The sequence below is a fragment of the Streptomyces callyspongiae genome (assembly GCF_047200695.1).
Classification (GTDB): Bacteria; Actinomycetota; Actinomycetes; order Streptomycetales; family Streptomycetaceae; genus Streptomyces.
The window spans coordinates 118,233-133,578 of the sequence record NZ_JBJZOM010000014.1; the positions used below are offsets into that span (position 1 = coordinate 118,233).

General features: G+C 69.6%; 21 protein-coding genes. 20 read left to right on the forward strand and 1 reads right to left on the reverse strand.

What is annotated here, in order from left to right; genetic code table 11:
• Positions 1-8 precede the first annotated feature (8 nt).
• The 13 genes from ACL06G_RS15575 to ACL06G_RS15635 all read left to right on the forward strand — a co-directional run bounded on the left by ACL06G_RS15575 (position 9) and on the right by ACL06G_RS15635 (position 11,064).
• Entirely contained in the window at positions 9-365 is a 357-nt protein-coding gene (locus ACL06G_RS15575; RefSeq protein WP_412836159.1) for a hypothetical protein, read from the forward strand.
• A 577-nt stretch (positions 366-942) separates the two neighbouring features.
• Complete coding sequence (locus ACL06G_RS15580) at positions 943-1,386, forward strand: hypothetical protein (protein WP_412836160.1); 444 nt, start codon at positions 943-945, stop codon at positions 1,384-1,386.
• A gap of 344 nt (positions 1,387-1,730) precedes the next feature.
• Positions 1,731-2,561: a hypothetical protein gene (locus ACL06G_RS15585; RefSeq protein WP_412836161.1), complete on the forward strand. Its 831-nt coding sequence runs from the start codon at positions 1,731-1,733 to the stop codon at positions 2,559-2,561.
• A complete protein-coding gene (locus ACL06G_RS15590; protein WP_412836162.1) occupies positions 2,558-3,691 on the forward strand; it encodes a hypothetical protein in 1,134 nt (377 codons plus the stop codon). The genes ACL06G_RS15585 and ACL06G_RS15590 overlap by 4 nt, the downstream gene beginning before the upstream one ends.
• Positions 3,684-3,974 carry a hypothetical protein gene (locus ACL06G_RS15595; protein ID WP_412836163.1) on the forward strand — a complete coding sequence of 97 codons (291 nt, stop codon included), beginning with the start codon at positions 3,684-3,686 and terminating at the stop codon, positions 3,972-3,974. The genes ACL06G_RS15590 and ACL06G_RS15595 overlap by 8 nt, the downstream gene beginning before the upstream one ends.
• Positions 3,964-4,716 carry a class I SAM-dependent methyltransferase gene (locus ACL06G_RS15600; protein WP_412836164.1) on the forward strand — a complete coding sequence of 251 codons (753 nt, stop codon included), beginning with the start codon at positions 3,964-3,966 and terminating at the stop codon, positions 4,714-4,716. The genes ACL06G_RS15595 and ACL06G_RS15600 overlap by 11 nt, the downstream gene beginning before the upstream one ends.
• A 536-nt stretch (positions 4,717-5,252) precedes the next feature.
• A complete protein-coding gene (locus ACL06G_RS15605) occupies positions 5,253-5,663 on the forward strand; it encodes a hypothetical protein (RefSeq protein WP_412836165.1) in 411 nt (136 codons plus the stop codon).
• A 710-nt stretch (positions 5,664-6,373) separates the two neighbouring features.
• The gene (locus tag ACL06G_RS15610) at positions 6,374-6,934 is read left to right on the forward strand and encodes a hypothetical protein (RefSeq protein ID WP_412836166.1); all 561 of its coding nucleotides are present in this window, start codon (positions 6,374-6,376) and stop codon (positions 6,932-6,934) included.
• A gap of 121 nt (positions 6,935-7,055) precedes the next feature.
• On the forward strand, positions 7,056-7,376 hold the full coding sequence (locus ACL06G_RS15615) for a hypothetical protein (protein WP_412836167.1): 321 nt from the start codon (positions 7,056-7,058) through the stop codon (positions 7,374-7,376).
• Positions 7,377-7,533: 157 nt separating this feature from the next.
• On the forward strand, positions 7,534-9,615 hold the full coding sequence (locus ACL06G_RS15620; RefSeq protein WP_412836168.1) for a DUF932 domain-containing protein: 2,082 nt from the start codon (positions 7,534-7,536) through the stop codon (positions 9,613-9,615).
• Positions 9,616-9,679: 64 nt separating this feature from the next.
• A complete protein-coding gene (locus ACL06G_RS15625; RefSeq protein WP_412836169.1) occupies positions 9,680-9,958 on the forward strand; it encodes a hypothetical protein in 279 nt (92 codons plus the stop codon).
• 219 nt (positions 9,959-10,177) lie between these two features.
• Complete coding sequence (locus ACL06G_RS15630; RefSeq protein ID WP_412836170.1) at positions 10,178-10,567, forward strand: hypothetical protein; 390 nt, start codon at positions 10,178-10,180, stop codon at positions 10,565-10,567.
• A gap of 182 nt (positions 10,568-10,749) precedes the next feature.
• Positions 10,750-11,064 (forward strand): hypothetical protein, encoded by a 315-nt coding sequence (locus ACL06G_RS15635; protein ID WP_412836171.1) that lies wholly within the window; start codon positions 10,750-10,752, stop codon positions 11,062-11,064.
• Between the two features lie 63 nt (positions 11,065-11,127).
• On the opposite strand, the gene ACL06G_RS15640 is transcribed toward ACL06G_RS15635, so the two are convergent.
• Positions 11,128-11,925, reverse strand: coding sequence for a hypothetical protein (locus ACL06G_RS15640; protein WP_412836172.1), 798 nt, complete (start codon positions 11,923-11,925; stop codon positions 11,128-11,130).
• A 230-nt stretch (positions 11,926-12,155) separates the two neighbouring features.
• Between ACL06G_RS15640 and ACL06G_RS15645 the strand changes: the two genes are divergently transcribed.
• The 7 genes from ACL06G_RS15645 to ACL06G_RS15675 all read left to right on the forward strand — a co-directional run bounded on the left by ACL06G_RS15645 (position 12,156) and on the right by ACL06G_RS15675 (position 15,259).
• Positions 12,156-12,647, forward strand: coding sequence for a hypothetical protein (locus tag ACL06G_RS15645; RefSeq protein WP_412836173.1), 492 nt, complete (start codon positions 12,156-12,158; stop codon positions 12,645-12,647).
• Between the two features lie 104 nt (positions 12,648-12,751).
• Complete coding sequence (locus ACL06G_RS15650) at positions 12,752-13,069, forward strand: hypothetical protein (RefSeq protein ID WP_412836174.1); 318 nt, start codon at positions 12,752-12,754, stop codon at positions 13,067-13,069.
• On the forward strand, positions 13,066-13,635 hold the full coding sequence (locus tag ACL06G_RS15655; RefSeq protein ID WP_412836175.1) for a hypothetical protein: 570 nt from the start codon (positions 13,066-13,068) through the stop codon (positions 13,633-13,635). The genes ACL06G_RS15650 and ACL06G_RS15655 overlap by 4 nt, the downstream gene beginning before the upstream one ends.
• Complete coding sequence (locus ACL06G_RS15660; RefSeq protein ID WP_412836176.1) at positions 13,635-13,847, forward strand: hypothetical protein; 213 nt, start codon at positions 13,635-13,637, stop codon at positions 13,845-13,847. Before ACL06G_RS15655 ends, ACL06G_RS15660 begins: the two co-directional genes overlap by 1 nt.
• Positions 13,848-13,854: 7 nt before the next feature.
• Positions 13,855-13,977 (forward strand): hypothetical protein, encoded by a 123-nt coding sequence (locus tag ACL06G_RS15665; RefSeq protein WP_412836177.1) that lies wholly within the window; start codon positions 13,855-13,857, stop codon positions 13,975-13,977.
• Between the two features lie 128 nt (positions 13,978-14,105).
• The gene (locus tag ACL06G_RS15670; RefSeq protein WP_412836178.1) at positions 14,106-14,723 is read left to right on the forward strand and encodes a cell envelope biogenesis protein OmpA; all 618 of its coding nucleotides are present in this window, start codon (positions 14,106-14,108) and stop codon (positions 14,721-14,723) included.
• A gap of 59 nt (positions 14,724-14,782) precedes the next feature.
• Positions 14,783-15,259, forward strand: a complete 477-nt coding sequence (locus tag ACL06G_RS15675) for a hypothetical protein (RefSeq protein ID WP_412836179.1) — start codon at positions 14,783-14,785, stop codon at positions 15,257-15,259.
• Positions 15,260-15,346 lie beyond the last annotated feature (87 nt).

The window sequence follows — 15,346 nt, forward strand, 5'->3', positions numbered from 1 at the left end:
GGATCATCATGACCACCTTCACGCCTCAACTCGCGGGCGCCGTACGCGACATCCTCGCCCGCAAGGTGAAGTCGAAGTCCGGCGAAGCCGACACCACATGCTCCTGCTGCGGCTACGCATTGGTGGAACTTCCCATGCCCGTATCGCTCCTCCGGCCACGCCCGATGGGCGTACTTACCCGGCTGACGATGACGCACGCTCACCTTGCCGGCGACGAAGGCGGCGACGGCACCTGCATCTACCCCGAGCCCGTGATCTGCCGCCACGGCGCAGCGCTCCGGATGACCGAGGACGGCGTGCCGGAGTGCCACGAGCCAGTTGCACCGGAGAGCGAGTTCTGCTCCGCCCACCAGGACGAGGAATGAAGACCGCGACCATGACCAGCACACACCCAGCTCGCATGACTCTCGGCTCCGCGGAGGTGGCAGCATGAAGGTGTTCCTGCGGCCTGCTGACGTTCCCGATGCGCTCTCCGCGCACGAAGTGCTGTGGCCCGACGGCAAGGTGATCGGTGTGGTCGAGCAGTTCCTCCGCGTCGACTCGTCCTCCGAGCCTCGGTGGGGTAGGAGGACTTCCGACTCCCGATGCCTCACGGGAACCTACTCCAGCAAGGAGAGTGCGGCAGCGGAACTCGTGCGCCTCCTCACACACGAACGAGCGGTACATCCCACGGCCACCGCCGTGCATCTCCGTAGATGACCTCTCCCGAAGAACTCGTGGAGGTGGGCATCCGGCCCGAACGGGTGCCCACCTCCGTAGCACGGAACCGAAGAACACGGGAAGGGGGTGATAGTGCGTGAAACAGACCCGCTCGCTCGTAGGTAACCGAGGCGGATTGTATAGCGTGGGATTCGATTTTCTGTTTGAGAGGAGGATGCAGTGGAGACTACGGCGGATTCCCGGCACTACTGGTCCCAGAAGGAGTTCTCGGAACGTGTCGGCATGGCGAACCCCAAGTCCCTCGCGGACCTGCGGAAGAAGGGCAAGGTCATTGACCCTGATGTACTCGTGGGCAACACGGCCGGGTGGGCCCCGGAGCGCGGCACGCGGTGGGGTGTTGAGACCGGCCGTCTGTCCACGGACGGCGTGACCGTGCTCGGCCCTGCCCCGGTGGGCCGGCCGAAGAAGGGCGAAACGCCGAAGACGCCTCGGTGGTGGAAGAAGGTGCCCAAGCGGTTCCTGTCGCAGACCGAGGCCGCCGCGATCATGAAGATCAAGATGATGAGCCTGTACCACCTGCGGCGAAACGGTGGGTTCATCGACCACGACGTCGAAGTCGGCACTGTCTACGGGTGGGCGCCCTTGCGGGTCATCACGTTCTCGCTCCAGAGCAGGCGCATCACCGAGGAGGAGGCTGAAGCACAAACCCTGGTCTGGCACCAGTAAGAGAAGCCGAGGCCCGGCACCCGATGCCCAGACCCCTCCGGACGTCATCAGCGCCGAGGCCACGGCCCCACCACGCCAGCCCCCTGCACATGAGGACTGGCTGCACGAAAGAGAGTATCGAGCAAATGCGCCAGAAGGCCACCACTCGCAGTGTCATGCCCTCGTCATTTCAGTCGGAGAGGGGCGCCCCGCGCGTCCTGGCACGCCGTATACGAGCGACTTCCCGAGTGCCCGCCGGGCACCCATCACGCCGCCCCCGTCCATCCGCCGAGACGCCCCTCCCCCTCTCTGGTCAGGAGCCGGTATCGCTTGGCCGGTACGACGGCCCGGGTGAACTCGGCGCGATGATCCAGCTGTCCACGCACCTGGCCAGTTCGGGTCTGATCCCCTCTCACCTGTGGAATCAGCCTGAGAACATCACCGCCGTACTCCTGCAGGCTTCCGCGCTCGACGTGCCCGTGTGGACAGCAGTGCAGAACCTCTACCCGGCCGGAGAAGAGGGCCAGGTAGGTCTGCGCACCCGGCTTCTGCGGTCGCTGATGTGGCGCGCCGGGCACGACTTCCGGTGGGTGGACTCCGAATGCGACTCCACTCACGCCGTGGCGGAGATCACACTGCGGGGCGAGACCGCTCCACGGCGCGTGTCGTACGAGATGGCCGAGGCGCAGCAACTCGGACTCACCGCCCCCGAACGGGACAAGGACGGTCACTGGACCCGCCAGCCGCACGTCATGCTCCGGCACCGCGTGGCGTCCCGCACCTGCGACTGGCACTGCCCGCAGGTGGCTGCCGGACTCGACCTGTACGCGCAGGCCCCTCCGCAGGGCCGCATCCCCGCACTGGTCATGGACGGCATCGGCCCGGAGATGCAGCGGGCGGTCACGTCCGCCGATGAGGCGAAGGCCGAACCCGACCGGCTGCGGCAGGTGTGGCGCCGCCACGCCGGTCTCCTCGACCAGCCCGCCCGCCCCGACGGCACCACGCTGCGGCAGTGGCTCACCTACATGATCGAGGAAGCGGTGATCCTGGAACAGCGCGCACGGGAGGACCTGGGCGGCCCACAGCCGTCCTCCGAGCAGCAGCACGTGCCGACCCTGATGGTGTGCGGCTGCCCGAAGTTCGAAGTCATCGCCTCCGGCGCGCACCGCATGAATTGCGAGGAGTACGTCGCATGAGCCAGGACCGCACCACACCGCCCGGAGGCGGCCGCCGCGGGCTGGAGACCGCCGAGGAGGTGGCAGGCGCCGTTCACGGCCTCGTGCGTGACGCGTTCACCGCCTACACCCGGTACCACCAGAAAAAGCAGGAGCAGGAAGGCAAGCTGTTCGGGCTCAGGATGTCCAGCCTCGGAGGCTGCGTACGCGAGTGCGCCTACCGCCTGTCCGGCACCGAGCCCTCCGACTCCGAGCTGGCGCTGGACGGCGAGAACCGTGCAGCGAACGTCGGCACGTGGATCCACGAGGGCCTGCTTCCCTGGATGGCCGCCGTCGCCGGCAACGCCGGGTACGAGGTGAAGGTGTCCCTGCGCGCGGGCAAGGACACGGTCCCCGGCAGCCTCGACCTGTTCGTCTACATCGACGGGGTACTGATCGACCTCAAAACCGGCATGGAGTACGACGCGCACCGCATGCAGGTCGGCGGGTACGCACTGGCCTGCCAGCAGGACCCCGACCGGGAGACTCCCCGGTGGGTGGTGTGGCTGCAGCTGGACCGCACCGACCGGCAGGTGCGGGAGAAGGTCGTGGTCGAGGAGTGGACGGAGGACTACGCGCTGGAGGTGCTGGAGCACGTCTGGGACATCCAGCGGCACGCGAAGGCCCCGGATGAAGCCCCACGGTGGGACGCCTTCGAGCGCCCCATGCGCGGCCCCGGCCTGTCCTACGTCTGCGACGGCTGCCCGTGGCTGCGCCGGTGCTGGGGAGAGAAGGCCGAGCCCGGCCAGCCCGGCGCCCAGGCGGTGCTCGCCAAGGACGACCCGGCGGTCGCCGGCATGCTGCACCGCTTCTCCGTGCACCGCTCTGGTGAGTCGGAGGACCGCGGGCTCAAGGAGTTCTTCCGGCACGCCGCCACGGGTGGGGGCCGGAAACCCGGGACCTACACCGGCCCGGATGGCACCTACGAGTTCTGGTTCGGCAAGCAGGGCTCTACCCCGGACCTGGACCAGATCCGGTCCCACTACCGGCGCTGGGGCATCCCGGTTCCGATGAAGCCGACTGCCGGAAAGCTGCATGTGAAGGCGATTCCCGACGGCACCGCCGGGAAGAAGCCGAAGCCGCGTAAGCGAGAGGGGAACACCGATGGATGAGAAGATCCCTGCCGAGCCTCTGCTGCAGCGTCAGGAGGCCGCGTGGGAGTGGGGCGATGTGGTTCTCGATTCCGAGGGCAGCGTCTGGCAGCGGGCCAGTCCCGACGACCAGGAGCAGGGCTGGCCCTGGCGTCACGGCGCCGACATCACCTACGACTTCGTCCACGTCCTCCCGGTCGTGAGCGAGGGATCACACCGCGAGGACGATCCCGCGCGCCCTCTGACGCTTCTGGTGCGCCAGGGGCGGCCGGTGGGGATGGTGGTGGTGGGCGATGACCACTGAACCGCACCCCGCCGTTTCCGAAGACGTCGCATTCCTGCGCGAGATGTGGGCGCGTGTGCCCGACGACGCCCGCCTCGCTCCGCTCGCACGCACCGCCGCGGATCAAGAGTCCGCTGGCGATCACCCGTACTGGGAGATCCTGCGGTGGATGCCCGCCGAGGACTACCTCGGCCGCCCCGGAGCCAAGCCGGCGTTCCTCGTCGGCCCGTCGGAGCTGCTGCAGGAGACCGTTCTGCGGGGCCTGGAGATGGGCACACTGCGGACGCGGTTCGCGTGGGGCATCCCGACTCCGCAGGACCTGACCTGGATGCTGCGCCTGCTGGACGGCCGGGGCGTGGTGGAGGTCGGCGCCGGCACCGGCTACTGGGCGTGGCAGCTTCGGCAGGCCGGTGCCGAGGTGGAGTGCTTTGACCTGCACGCGCCGGGTGAGGACAACGTGTACTGCACGGGCGGCCCGTACACGGTCGTGGATCCGGGCGGGCCGGAGGTGGCCGGTCTGTTCCCGAGGCGGGCGCTGCTGCTGGTGTGGCCTCCGCGCGGTGTGGACGTGGCCGCGCGGTCGCTGCATGCCTACCAGGGCGATCTGCTGTTCCTGTGCGCCCCCGCCGACCAGGACCTGTCCGGGGACGAGGACTTCTACCGCGCGCTCTCCGCTCGGTGGGAGCTGCTGGAGGAGGCCCCCAGTCACCTGGCCTGGTGGGGGCTGCCGTGCCGGTTGAGGGCGTTCCGCCGACGGGCGTGATGGGTGTGTGGCAGGGCTTCGTGAGGCCGTTTCAAGGTCTGGCGGAGCCCTGCCGCGTTGACGGTGTGCCGTCCAGGCCGCGGGCGGGTACGTGTGCGGGCCACGCAGAAAGCGGGTAGCTGGTTCTGGTTTTTATCCTGCCCAAAGAACGCAGACAGCCGGGCGGTTGGATAAGATCGGGCACGTCAGACGCAGTGAAGCCCCGCTACTGGGCCGCAATCCCAGTGTGCGGGGCTCCTGGAGCTCATCCCTGCAGACGCTGTAGCTGACGTAGAGCCAACCGATAGCCCTGTGATTGATCGTCCTGGAGGGAGAGCGAGAACGAAGCGTTTTACGTGATGCCTTCTCCTTCTGGCCGCCTCGCGGATCATCCCTGAATCCGGTGGCTGGCCGGTCGTACGCGCTTTTTGTGGTGAACTCGTGGGCCATGCTAGCCCATGGGGTCATCGCATTGAAGGGCAATGCCCCGGCTTCACGGTGTGAGACGCACCATTCTCGCCACTCGCCCGTCCCGGGGCGGTGGAAAGAGGACGGACATGCCGTTCCCCGACACACCACCGCAAGGTGTGTATGTGCTGTGCGTGCCCGGCACGCGCGATCCCTTGACCACCATGCTGCGCACCTCCCGGCTCGGCCCTGAGGAGACCGGCGTGATGGTGCGTCTGCTGCGTGAGCTCGACGGCTTCTGCGGCTCCTGGGGAGAGCTGTCCCGTCGCCTGTACGTCTCCGGCCCCGGGATGCGCCGCGTCCTTGCCTCGCTGGAACGCATCGGGCTGACGCGCAGGCAGCCCTTCGACGGCCGCTACGTGCTGGCCGTGGGCGACGCCCCGGGCCAGCTTCCCGACGAGGCCGTGGTCCGCACGATGGCCCTCTACGACGAGGACACCCCCAGTGTCTCGGACGCGGACCTGCGCCGCTTCCTCGAGGTCGAGGAGGGCCGCCGATGACCTCCGCGCCCGGCACCGTCCTGCTGGTCCTCACCCGCACCGCCGATCCCCTTGCTGCCATCGCCGCCAGCGCGCTCCCCGTCGACCTCGCTGGCGTCGCAGCACGGCTGATCACCCGCCGCGGATGGCGCGGCCAGAGCGAAGACCTCGCCGCCGAGCTGGGAGTGTCCGACCGTCAGCGGCAGCGACTCATGGCCCGGCTCGACGCCTCCGGCCACACCGTGCGGCACCGCCGATCCGTCGGCCGCCGCCAGTGGCAACACGTCATCGCCGTCACCGACACTCCGGGGACGCTTCCCTCCCGCAGCGAGCTGTGGGCCCTGGCCGACGCTGTGGACGAAGCCCCGGCCAACATGCGCCCGGATACGGCAAGTGTTGGCCACTGCCCGCCAGATACGGCAGGTGTTGATCCCGTCCCCGCTCCTCGTTCGGCGCCCGGCCACTGCGCGGTGGCAGATGTTGCTGCCAGCGACGACGGTTCCTGCTCTCCTGACTCGCCTTCCGGTCGGGAGAGTCCTCCAACACCTTCCGCTTCAACATCTGCCGCCAGGCGGCACGTAAAACCGGTTTCCGGTTCCCTCCCTGCGCAAGCCGGGGAGGGCCCTGGGCACGCAGTGCTCAGGGAGGGAACCGAACCGGTTTCGTCTCCACAGCCCAGGCCGCGCCGCCGCAGAACCCGCCACTACCCGGCGACGCCACCCCCGTCCGTGGTGTCCTCCGTCGCTCAGCTGCGCGGTCTGACCCTGCTGGAGAAGTTGCCCCGGCCGGACAAATCCGCGCACTGGGTCTCCCCGGAGGACGTACTCGGGCACGTGCGGCTGTTCAACCCCGACACCGCCGAATCGGTACTCGCGCTTCTCGGGAGCCTGCGGCTCCCCTTCTGGCTGACCTCTCCCGCTCTGACTCTGACCGGCCACGGCTGGACGGTCGAGGAGATCGGTCTCCTCCTCGACGATGTGCACCAGGTCGGCACACGTCCGGCGAGCCTGGCCGAGAACCGCCTCCGCCGAGCCGGTGAAGGCCGCCTGAAACGCCCGGCCCCACGCGACGACGGCCACACCTGCTCCCCCGTACCGCAGCCCGCCATCGATCCGGGGGAGGCCCCGAAAAATGCCCCAGGAACCGCTCCCTGGGACCGCGACCCCGCATACCTGTGGGATGGAACTCCCGTTCCCTCCTCTGCAGGCGAAGGCACATCCTGGTCTCCACCCGCCCCCGCAGGCTCCGGCCCCCACCGCTGGTGCGATCCATCCGTCGACTGCGGGCACTGACGGCTGGAAATCCCCCCCTACCTCTTGCCTAATATCGGTACAATAGGTAAGGCCCTGCTGTGTGGGCAGGGCCTTCCGCCCCGAATCCGCCCCCTGCGGCCCTACAAGGAGGACTCCCCGGATGCCACTCGTACGCAAGCGCCATCTCGGCCGAGGAGCACAGCGCAATCGCCTGCGCATGCTCCGCACCCTCGAAGACCTTGGCATCCTCACGTTCCACAGTCAGGACGCCGGCGCAGCCGGCGAATACCACCTCGAGGTCGGCGGCCAGGTCCGGCACGTGGAGTCCCGGCTGGTCGACGCCTACATCGTCGGGCTTCTGGACGGCGCGCGGATCTCCAAGCGCACCATGCCGGCTCAGGCCGAGGAGATCCTGGCGTCCCTGACCGCCGAGGACGGCTCCGGTCAGAACGACGCCGGGCCCATGCAGATCGCCAGCTGACCCCGCCGCAACCACAAGTAAATACACCCTCTCACTCTTGCAATTTCTCCTGTTATTAAGTAGGATGAAAGAGCAAGGAAAGGACAGGAGCCGCCCCCATGCGAGGGGCGGCTTCGCTATGCGAGAGGGCATCTGCATGCCAGCGAACATCTCAAGCATGTTTAGCTACCGGGAAACTCCGTGGCATGGTGAAGGGCAGGTCATCGACCACATGCCGGAGAGCTGGGCGGAGATCCGGCGCCTCGGCGGCTTCGAGTGGGACATCGAGTCCGAGCCCGTCTTCGCGCTCCACGGCGTGAACGACGACGGCTCCGCCCGCTACAAGGCGATCCCCGGCTACAAGCGGATCTACCGCGATGACACGGCCGAGACCCTGGCCGTGCACAACGCCTCCTGGGAGGGAATCTCCCACGCAGCGATGGGCGAGGTCGCGGAGGCCATCCTCGGCCAGGACGGCATCCTCGGTGAGACCGGCGGTGTTCTGGCCGGGGGCGCGAAAGTGTGGGCCCTGTTCCGGCTCGGGGACCCCTGGATGACCAAGGGCGACATCAGCGAGACCTATCCGTATCTCGCCCTGCTCAACGCGCACGACGGCAGCTCCGCCTTCCAGGCCATCCCCACCGCCGTGCGCGTCGTCTGCCACGCCGAAGGCACGCCCATCCAGGACCAGCACTGGCGCGGGCCGGTCGAGCAGCATCCGTCAGCGACCGAGCCGCGGGTGGGCCCCGGGCTGTCGGTCTCCGTCCAAGGGCTCCCGTTCCCCGAGAAGGTCACCACCGAGCACCGCTACTGGGCACGACAGCGCCGCCGCCGTACGTCCGCCCTCGGTAGCAAGCGGCCGATCGTCGGCCGCAACGTCGAACCGGGCTGGGTGGAAGCGAAGGACCTCGTTCCCGGAGCCCACGAACTCGGCATGCCCATCGACACCACGGAGGTGCAGGCTCCTCCCATCGAGACCGTCTCCTACTCCGGCAGCGGCCCCGGATTCCGCAAGCTCTGGGCCGTCCAGCGCGACCCCCGGCTCGATGCCCCGGAGTGGTGGTGGCTCATCGGCTACTGGCTGGGTGACGGAAACATCCACCTCAATCACCGATCGGGCGAGCCGGCCGGCGTCACCGTGGCCGTGGCCGACGGCGACACCGCCACGCTGGAGCGCGTCATCAGCCTCTACCGGAGCGCCGGGTGGACCGGATCTCCCACCAAGCGTCAGGGCTGCGTACAGGCGACGCTCTACGACGAGACGCTGGCGAACCTCCTCGACGGATGGGTTCACCACTCCACCGACGAGCGCGTGAAGGGCCGGGGCAAGAAGGTCCCTCCGCAGTGGGTGGAGTACCTGCCGCTTCCGTGCCAGCGTGAGCTGATCAAGGGCCTCAACGACGCCGACGGCAACACCGACACCACCGAGGGCGCGATCATCGCGAACACCAGCCTCGACCTGCTGCTGAGCGCCCGCCGCATCCTCATGCGGCTCGGCATCCCCTCCTCCCTCCAGAACTCCAGCGTGGAGCGCACAGCGAGCCTGCAGGGCAGGGAGGTGCACTGCCAGGCGTCCTACACTCTTCGCTTCTGGCATAACACCGAACATCTCGGCATCAAGCACCGCTTCACCGGCCGCTTCGTCCATCCCTACATCGAGGACGGCTGGATGTGGTGCCGCGTCTCCGACGTCGACCAGGTCGAGGAAGGCCGGTTCTGGCCGATCACGACCGCCTCGTCCGACTACGTCAGCGCCTTCGGCCGCTCCCACAACTGCCAGAACACCTGGCACCTGTCGGAGATGAACGCCAAGACTCAGGGCGTCGGATTCTCCATCCGCCATACCCGGAACTGGCGCGACCAGATGGAAGCCGCCCGCGAAGCGGTGCTCGGCGCCCGCGAGCAGACCCAAGAGGTGCGGCAGCTCCACGAGCAGCTGTCCGGCCTCCAGATCACCCACGAGCAGGAGGAGGAGTTCGTCCAGCGCTTCATCCCGATCGACCCCGCCCAGGTGCACGGGAAGATCGCCCACCGCAACGCCCTGCGCGCCCGCGACAACCTGCGGCTGATCATCGCCGGGCCCACCTGCCAGGGCATCCAGGGCACCGCCGAGGGCCTGGTGCAGGCCGCCGGCGAGTACCTGGACCACGTCCGCGGATACCAGACCCGCGACACCTACGTCCGCCGCACCCTGCTCACCTCCGAATCCCTCAAGGCCGGAGCCGTCGAGCTCGCGCGGAAGATCGCCCTGGCCGCCTGACACTCGTCCACCCCTGAACCCGCGAGGGGGCGCCGTCCGGCGCCCCCTCGTCCGGAGGCATTTCTTGAACAGCATTCGAAGCAGCGCCAGCGACCCCGAGCACAACATGTTCACCTCGGGCCGGACACTGGCCGACCTCTCCCCGGACCTGGCGGAGGCGATCAGCCATGCCGTCGAGTGCTACGCGGCGGGCGACATCGACTCCGCCGACGCGGTCGGCGGCGTTATCGGTGGGCGCCTGTCCGCCCCGCCCGCACCCGAGGAAGGCGACCGGCCGGTGACCACCAGCGAGTGGTTCCGGGCCGTGGCACGCCACATGATCGAGTCCGCGGCGGTGATCTGATGACCGATCAGGCCGCACCGCTCTCCGACCCCTACTGCACTCCCTCCGGCCGCGCCGCCCGCGTGCGGCCGTACTGGGACTCCTACGTCGCGCAGTACGGTCCTCCGGAGGAGACCCGCCTGGAGGATCTGCTGTCCGACCTGCTTCACCTGGGCCGCGAGCAGTGCGCCATCGGCGCCGACCCGAGGGTGGACGGCACCGCTGACGACTTCCTGCAGGATGTGCTGGAGACCTTTCTCAGCGAGACCCCGACATCCGAACGGCCCGGACCGCTGGATCCCGAGTTCCCGGAGCCGCCAGAGCCCCGACCTCGCTCCTCCGCTCGCTCCGGGGGAGACAGAGCTGCTGCTGGAGTACAGGCAGCGCTTCGGCCACGAGCACCGGCGGCCGCCGCTGTGGCGCCGGTCCGCGCTGCGGCTGGCACGCGCCCTGGCCCACTGGGGTCCGGCGCCCTGCTCCTGCGAGGAGGTCTCGGCGGAGATCCGCTCCGGTGTCCACCTGCACGACGATCCCGGCGTCCGGGCCGCCTGTGGGGTGGAGCTGACGCGGAGCACGAACGACCCGCGTCAGGTGACCTGCCTCGGCTGCCGAGTCGTCAGCACCATGTAGACCGCCCCGGACTCGGAGGGCTGACCCGCACCGTGCCCCGGCCGCCCTCTCGGTGGTGGCCGGGGCACACACGTGTCCCGGCCACCACCAAAAATAGACCATGTAGATATTGCATAAACGTGCGTCAAAAAGTAGAATGGGTGGCACAAGGGAAGGGCTCACCCCAGAAGGGACACACGACCATGCGGAACCCCGACCACATGATGCGGAACTACACCACCCAGGGCCCCCTCCGGCTCGACCCCTCAGCCGACGCACTCAACGAGTGGGACACCGACGCCAGCAACCTGATCAAGGAATCCGCCGTCAAGCACCGCGACGCCTTCCAGGCCAGCGACCCGGCACTCACGGCATCCCTCCGCTCCGAAGCCGACCAACTGGTCTACGACGCCCTCGCGGAACTCTTCGACTCGGCCGGCAACTCTGTGCACGTCGGCTTCCTGAAAGCCCTCGTCACCCGGCTCGTGGAACTGGAGACCAAGCTGCTCATGCATTGACCGGAACCATTCCGAGGGGGGCCGCCCGGCACGGGAGGCCCCCTTCTCCGTCGCCAGGTTTCCTCAGCCGTGCCGCTCCGCGAACGCGTACGCCATCCGCACGGCCTCCCGCGCCGCGCCGGTCGCCGCCGCCCGTCCTCCTCCTTGCTCCTCCAGCGCCCGCACGAACGAGCCCAGAAACCTCACCAGGTTCGCCCTCTCCCGCGCCGAGGTGCGCTGATCCAGCGTCCCTGCGAGCTCGCCCATCCAGTACGCCGCCATGGACTCCGGCTCCAGCTCCAAGGCTCCGCGCTGCTCCACCAGGCGCCGGCACACACTCCGGGCCGCGTCGAACCGTGCCGCGTCCGCCGCGATCCTGCGTTCCTCGTCCCGCTGTTCTGCCTCGTCCCGCTCCTGGTGCTCCCGAGCCGTACGCGGGCTGCGCAGCTCATGCGGATCCCGAACCTGCCCGGCCCTGATCCTCCGCGCCTTCTGCTGCGCACCATTCCGGCTCGTCACGCACATCGGCACGGTGAAGTCCTCCCAGCGGGTGCCGCCGCTGCGCTGACCGAACTCGGTCGCCGCCAGCAGCCCGTCCTCCGCCCGCTCGATGAGGTGCTGCCAAAGCGTCGCTCGGATGACCGCGATACGGCCGAGCACATCCCGCTCCGTCGCCCCTGCCGGAACGCTCAGGTGCTTCTCTACCTTCCGGCAGTGCTCCAGCACCGAGGTCAGCTCCTCCGGCGCCGGGAAGCGCTCCAGCATCGGGTCCTCCGCCCGGCGGTGAAGGGCCCTCAGCTCCTCGACCAGAGCATGGACGTTCACGGGCCCCAGTCGCAGCGCGGGCCGCTGGCGCCTCCGAGGACGCTCCTCATCCGTCATCCCGCGGACTGTAGCGCCGTTCCCGTTTTGGGAACAGGCCGTATCCGGACGGGCGCGCCGGTCCCCGAGGAGGCGCCGGCATGCCCTGCACCACCCGGCACCCGGGATCGGGAGCCGGGACGACGATAGCACCTCCGGCCTGCTGCAACGCTCACTAAATACCCCCTTTTAATATTGCAAAAAAGGCGATCAATTGATAGGATTAAGGCACAAGGAAAGGACAGGTGCCCATGCCTTACAGCACTCAACTGCCGCCCATGGTCGGCAGCCCCGTCTACGTCCCCATCGACCTCGACGACACCCACCAGGCCACCGTCGCCACAGTCACCCGCATCCGCCCCGCCCACATCACCGGCAGCATCCAGACGACCGTTGACCTCATCGACTCCACCGACCACCCGCTCACCCGGTTCCTGACCGACTGCACCCCGCTGCCCGCCGGCTCCTGGCACGTCACCGCGGCCCGCCTCAGCGACCCCGCCCACGTGCGGCCGCTCGCCCACGGCTCCTCCATGGCCCTCGCACTGGCCCGCGCCGCCCGCGAGCACCGCCAGCGCCAGTACGCCCGCTTCAACTGGCCGCACGGACCCCTCGGACACCCCGAGCAGGTCATCGTCCGCCGCACCAACACCAAGGGCATCACCCGCGACGTCTTCGCCCTCGACATCCACGGCCGCCCCCACAAGATCCACGGCGCCCACCCGGACCACGCCACCGACTGACCACACCGCACCGCGCCGTGGCGGGCAGGACAGCGCCACCCCCACCCCCACCCCTCGGGGGAAGACACCCCGCCCGCCACGGCGCCCCTTCGGGAGGACCGACCGTGACGACGCACGACGACACCGCCGACGCCTACCTCGGCCTCGCCGCCGACTGGCACGGCGGACAAGCCTCCGCGCTGTACTCCTACGCCTCCACCGGCCGCATCGCCTGCCGCACGTGGCTGGCCCACGAAATCCGCGCGGACATCGAGGAAGCCCGTACCAACGCCACCGCCCTCCCCGCCGACGCAGAGCGGTGGACCCACGAGGCGGACCGGCTCAGCAGCTTCCTCGATTGGCTCGGCCAGCACACCGAGCCCTGCCACCCCCAGCACTGCCGCTGCGGGGAAGACAACGACGAGAAGGACGACACACCGTGACCGTGACCCAGACCCCCGACACCGGAGCCCTCCTCACCCGCCTCCGCGCCGAGGTCGCCTCCTACGACATCGCCTCGCTGGGCAGCGACGTCGTGCCCAGCGAACTGCCACGCCTTGCCGACCGCGTCACCGGCACGCTCAAGCAGCTCGACCAGGCACTGTCCGCCGGCGCCTCCGTCCCCGACGCCTGGCGCCCCGGCCGCCCCCTCCTCGGGGCAGCCGTGCGGATGCCCGACACCGTGGCCGAGCGCATGAGCCGCGGCCGTTGCCCGAGCTGCTCCGCTCCCGGCTCCGACTCGGCGCCCGACGGCACCGGCGGCCACACCTGGACCTGCAGCGGATGCGACCGGACGTGGCGGTCCAACCTGTCCGCCGACGACCTGCACAGCGAGCACTACGCCCTGCTGCTGTTCGAGGGCGAGCACCCGCTGTTCAGCATCGTCGGCACCGACCCGCACCACCTCACCAAGCGGGCGGCCGAGCTCATGGCCAGCGGCTACCGCATCGTGGTGCAGACCCGCAACGGCCAGCACGTCGTAGACGAGCACGAGGCGGGTGAACGGTGATGCTCCGCCACACGACCCTGTCCTACCGCCGGGTGGACGAGACCTTCCCTCCGCCCGCCCTCGACACCGAGGTCCTGCGGGACACCCCGTCCAACCGGACACGTGCCGCCGAGGCGTACGACCACCTGCGCCAGCAGGGGCTGGTGGCCGCTGGCCCCGTACCCGGGCAGCGACACCCACAGGTAGGTCGTCTGCCGCCTGTGCGGCACTGAGAAGCCGATGTTCAACTCCCATCTGCGCCGCAACCGCAGGCACACCGGCTGCCTCAAGGGCGACGAACTCACCGCCGCCCTCGTCCACCTGTCGGAACACGGCGTCACCCCCCCCACGAACGCGACCTGAGCGCCCCAGGCCGCACCTGACACAGCCGCGCCCCCAGACCGGGGGCGCGGCACCCGAACCGGACCCGACCACAACGGGCCGGGCCCCGGCAGGGGCCCGGCCCTGCCTCCGGAAAGGACCAGAACCCCATGACCCAGCACGCCCGCGTGCCCGTTCCCGAACGCTGCTCCCGACGCCCCCGCTCTGCCGGACTCGTCGTGCCCTACATCTCCTACACCCACAACGGGCATGCCCTCTTCGGCAGCGCCGACCCCCGCCGGATGCGGGAAGCCTTCCTCGGCCACCTCTGCCAGATCTGCGGCCAGCCCTTGGGCCGCCGCCTGTGGCTTATCGCCCGCCCAGCCGACATCGCCCGCGGCTCCTCACCCGAGCCCGGCCTTCACCCCGAGTGCCGGCACTACGCACAGCACGCCTGCCCCGTCCTCAACGGCCGCTCACGCCGCTACCGCGACCACACCGCACTCACCTCGCACCCCGCGATGCGCCCCTGCAACGACCCGGGATGCACCTGCCGCGCCGTCTGCCCGTCCGCCGACGCCCCGCACCGCTCCAGCCGCCTGGTGGAACGCTACGACGCCGTCCGCATCGCCCTGTCGGACTACCGGCTGACCCTGGACGAGACCGGGCAGCCGGACGGCATCTCCCTGCAGGTCCCCATCCTGCGCACCCTGCGCATGCGCGAAGCCGCCCTGGCCGAACGCGATCAGTCCGCACTCGACCTGCTGCAGGAGCTGTTGTCCCTGTGACGGCCCCCGGACACGACCATCCCCACCCCGCCACCGCACAGCAGAAAGGAACACCCCACGTGCCCGACCCGCAGACCCTCGCACTGGCCCGGACACAGATCAGCAGCGACCACTCCGACGACGTACGGCACGCCTTCGCACTCCTGATGCGCATCGACCCCGACACGACCGTCTCCGACGTGACGCGGAAGCTCCTCCACCTCGCCGTGACCGACGGCCACCCCGACGGCGACCGCCCGGACCTTCTGCTGGCCGACGCCTGGACGCAGTTCACCACCGCCGGCATGGACTCCTTCGGCTGGGGCCTGCCCGGCTCACCCGCCTCCGGTCCCGAAGCCGGAGCCGCCGCCGACGCGCTGCACGACTTCACCGTCGCCACCGGCCGCAGCCACCTCGGCCAGCGCGACGCCACCGTCACGCTCGTCGCCGCGCTGCTGAACAACTCCCTCAACGACGGCGAAGCCCACGCGGAGAACGACGCCTCCGCCCTCCTCGCGGACGTCCTCCACGCCTTCGGACAGGTCATCGAGACCTGACACACCACCCCCGGGGGGGGGGGGCCCCCCGGCGGCCCCCCCCCCCCCCCCCCCCCCCCCCCCCCCCCCCCCCACCCCCCCCCCGCC

What these genes read in the sequence shown, in the direction of transcription:
- ACL06G_RS15600 (WP_412836164.1), top strand. Translation starts at nt 3,964, where the DNA reads ATGACCACTGAACCGCACCCCGCCGTTTCCGAAGACGTCGCATTCCTG.
- ACL06G_RS15615 (WP_412836167.1), top strand. Translation starts at nt 7,056, where the DNA reads ATGCCACTCGTACGCAAGCGCCATCTCGGCCGAGGAGCACAGCGCAAT.
- ACL06G_RS15585 (WP_412836161.1), top strand. Translation starts at nt 1,731, where the DNA reads ATGATCCAGCTGTCCACGCACCTGGCCAGTTCGGGTCTGATCCCCTCT.
- ACL06G_RS15645 (WP_412836173.1), top strand. Translation starts at nt 12,156, where the DNA reads ATGCCTTACAGCACTCAACTGCCGCCCATGGTCGGCAGCCCCGTCTAC.
- ACL06G_RS15630 (WP_412836170.1), top strand. Translation starts at nt 10,178, where the DNA reads ATGTGCTGGAGACCTTTCTCAGCGAGACCCCGACATCCGAACGGCCCG.
- ACL06G_RS15575 (WP_412836159.1), top strand. Translation starts at nt 9, where the DNA reads ATGACCACCTTCACGCCTCAACTCGCGGGCGCCGTACGCGACATCCTC.
- ACL06G_RS15640 (WP_412836172.1), bottom strand. Translation starts at nt 11,925, where the DNA reads ATGACGGATGAGGAGCGTCCTCGGAGGCGCCAGCGGCCCGCGCTGCGA.
- ACL06G_RS15665 (WP_412836177.1), top strand. Translation starts at nt 13,855, where the DNA reads ATGTTCAACTCCCATCTGCGCCGCAACCGCAGGCACACCGGCTGCCTC.
- ACL06G_RS15580 (WP_412836160.1), top strand. Translation starts at nt 943, where the DNA reads ATGGCGAACCCCAAGTCCCTCGCGGACCTGCGGAAGAAGGGCAAGGTC.
- ACL06G_RS15660 (WP_412836176.1), top strand. Translation starts at nt 13,635, where the DNA reads ATGCTCCGCCACACGACCCTGTCCTACCGCCGGGTGGACGAGACCTTC.
- ACL06G_RS15590 (WP_412836162.1), top strand. Translation starts at nt 2,558, where the DNA reads ATGAGCCAGGACCGCACCACACCGCCCGGAGGCGGCCGCCGCGGGCTG.
- ACL06G_RS15635 (WP_412836171.1), top strand. Translation starts at nt 10,750, where the DNA reads ATGCGGAACCCCGACCACATGATGCGGAACTACACCACCCAGGGCCCC.
- ACL06G_RS15605 (WP_412836165.1), top strand. Translation starts at nt 5,253, where the DNA reads ATGCCGTTCCCCGACACACCACCGCAAGGTGTGTATGTGCTGTGCGTG.
- ACL06G_RS15595 (WP_412836163.1), top strand. Translation starts at nt 3,684, where the DNA reads ATGGATGAGAAGATCCCTGCCGAGCCTCTGCTGCAGCGTCAGGAGGCC.
- ACL06G_RS15670 (WP_412836178.1), top strand. Translation starts at nt 14,106, where the DNA reads ATGACCCAGCACGCCCGCGTGCCCGTTCCCGAACGCTGCTCCCGACGC.
- ACL06G_RS15620 (WP_412836168.1), top strand. Translation starts at nt 7,534, where the DNA reads ATGTTTAGCTACCGGGAAACTCCGTGGCATGGTGAAGGGCAGGTCATC.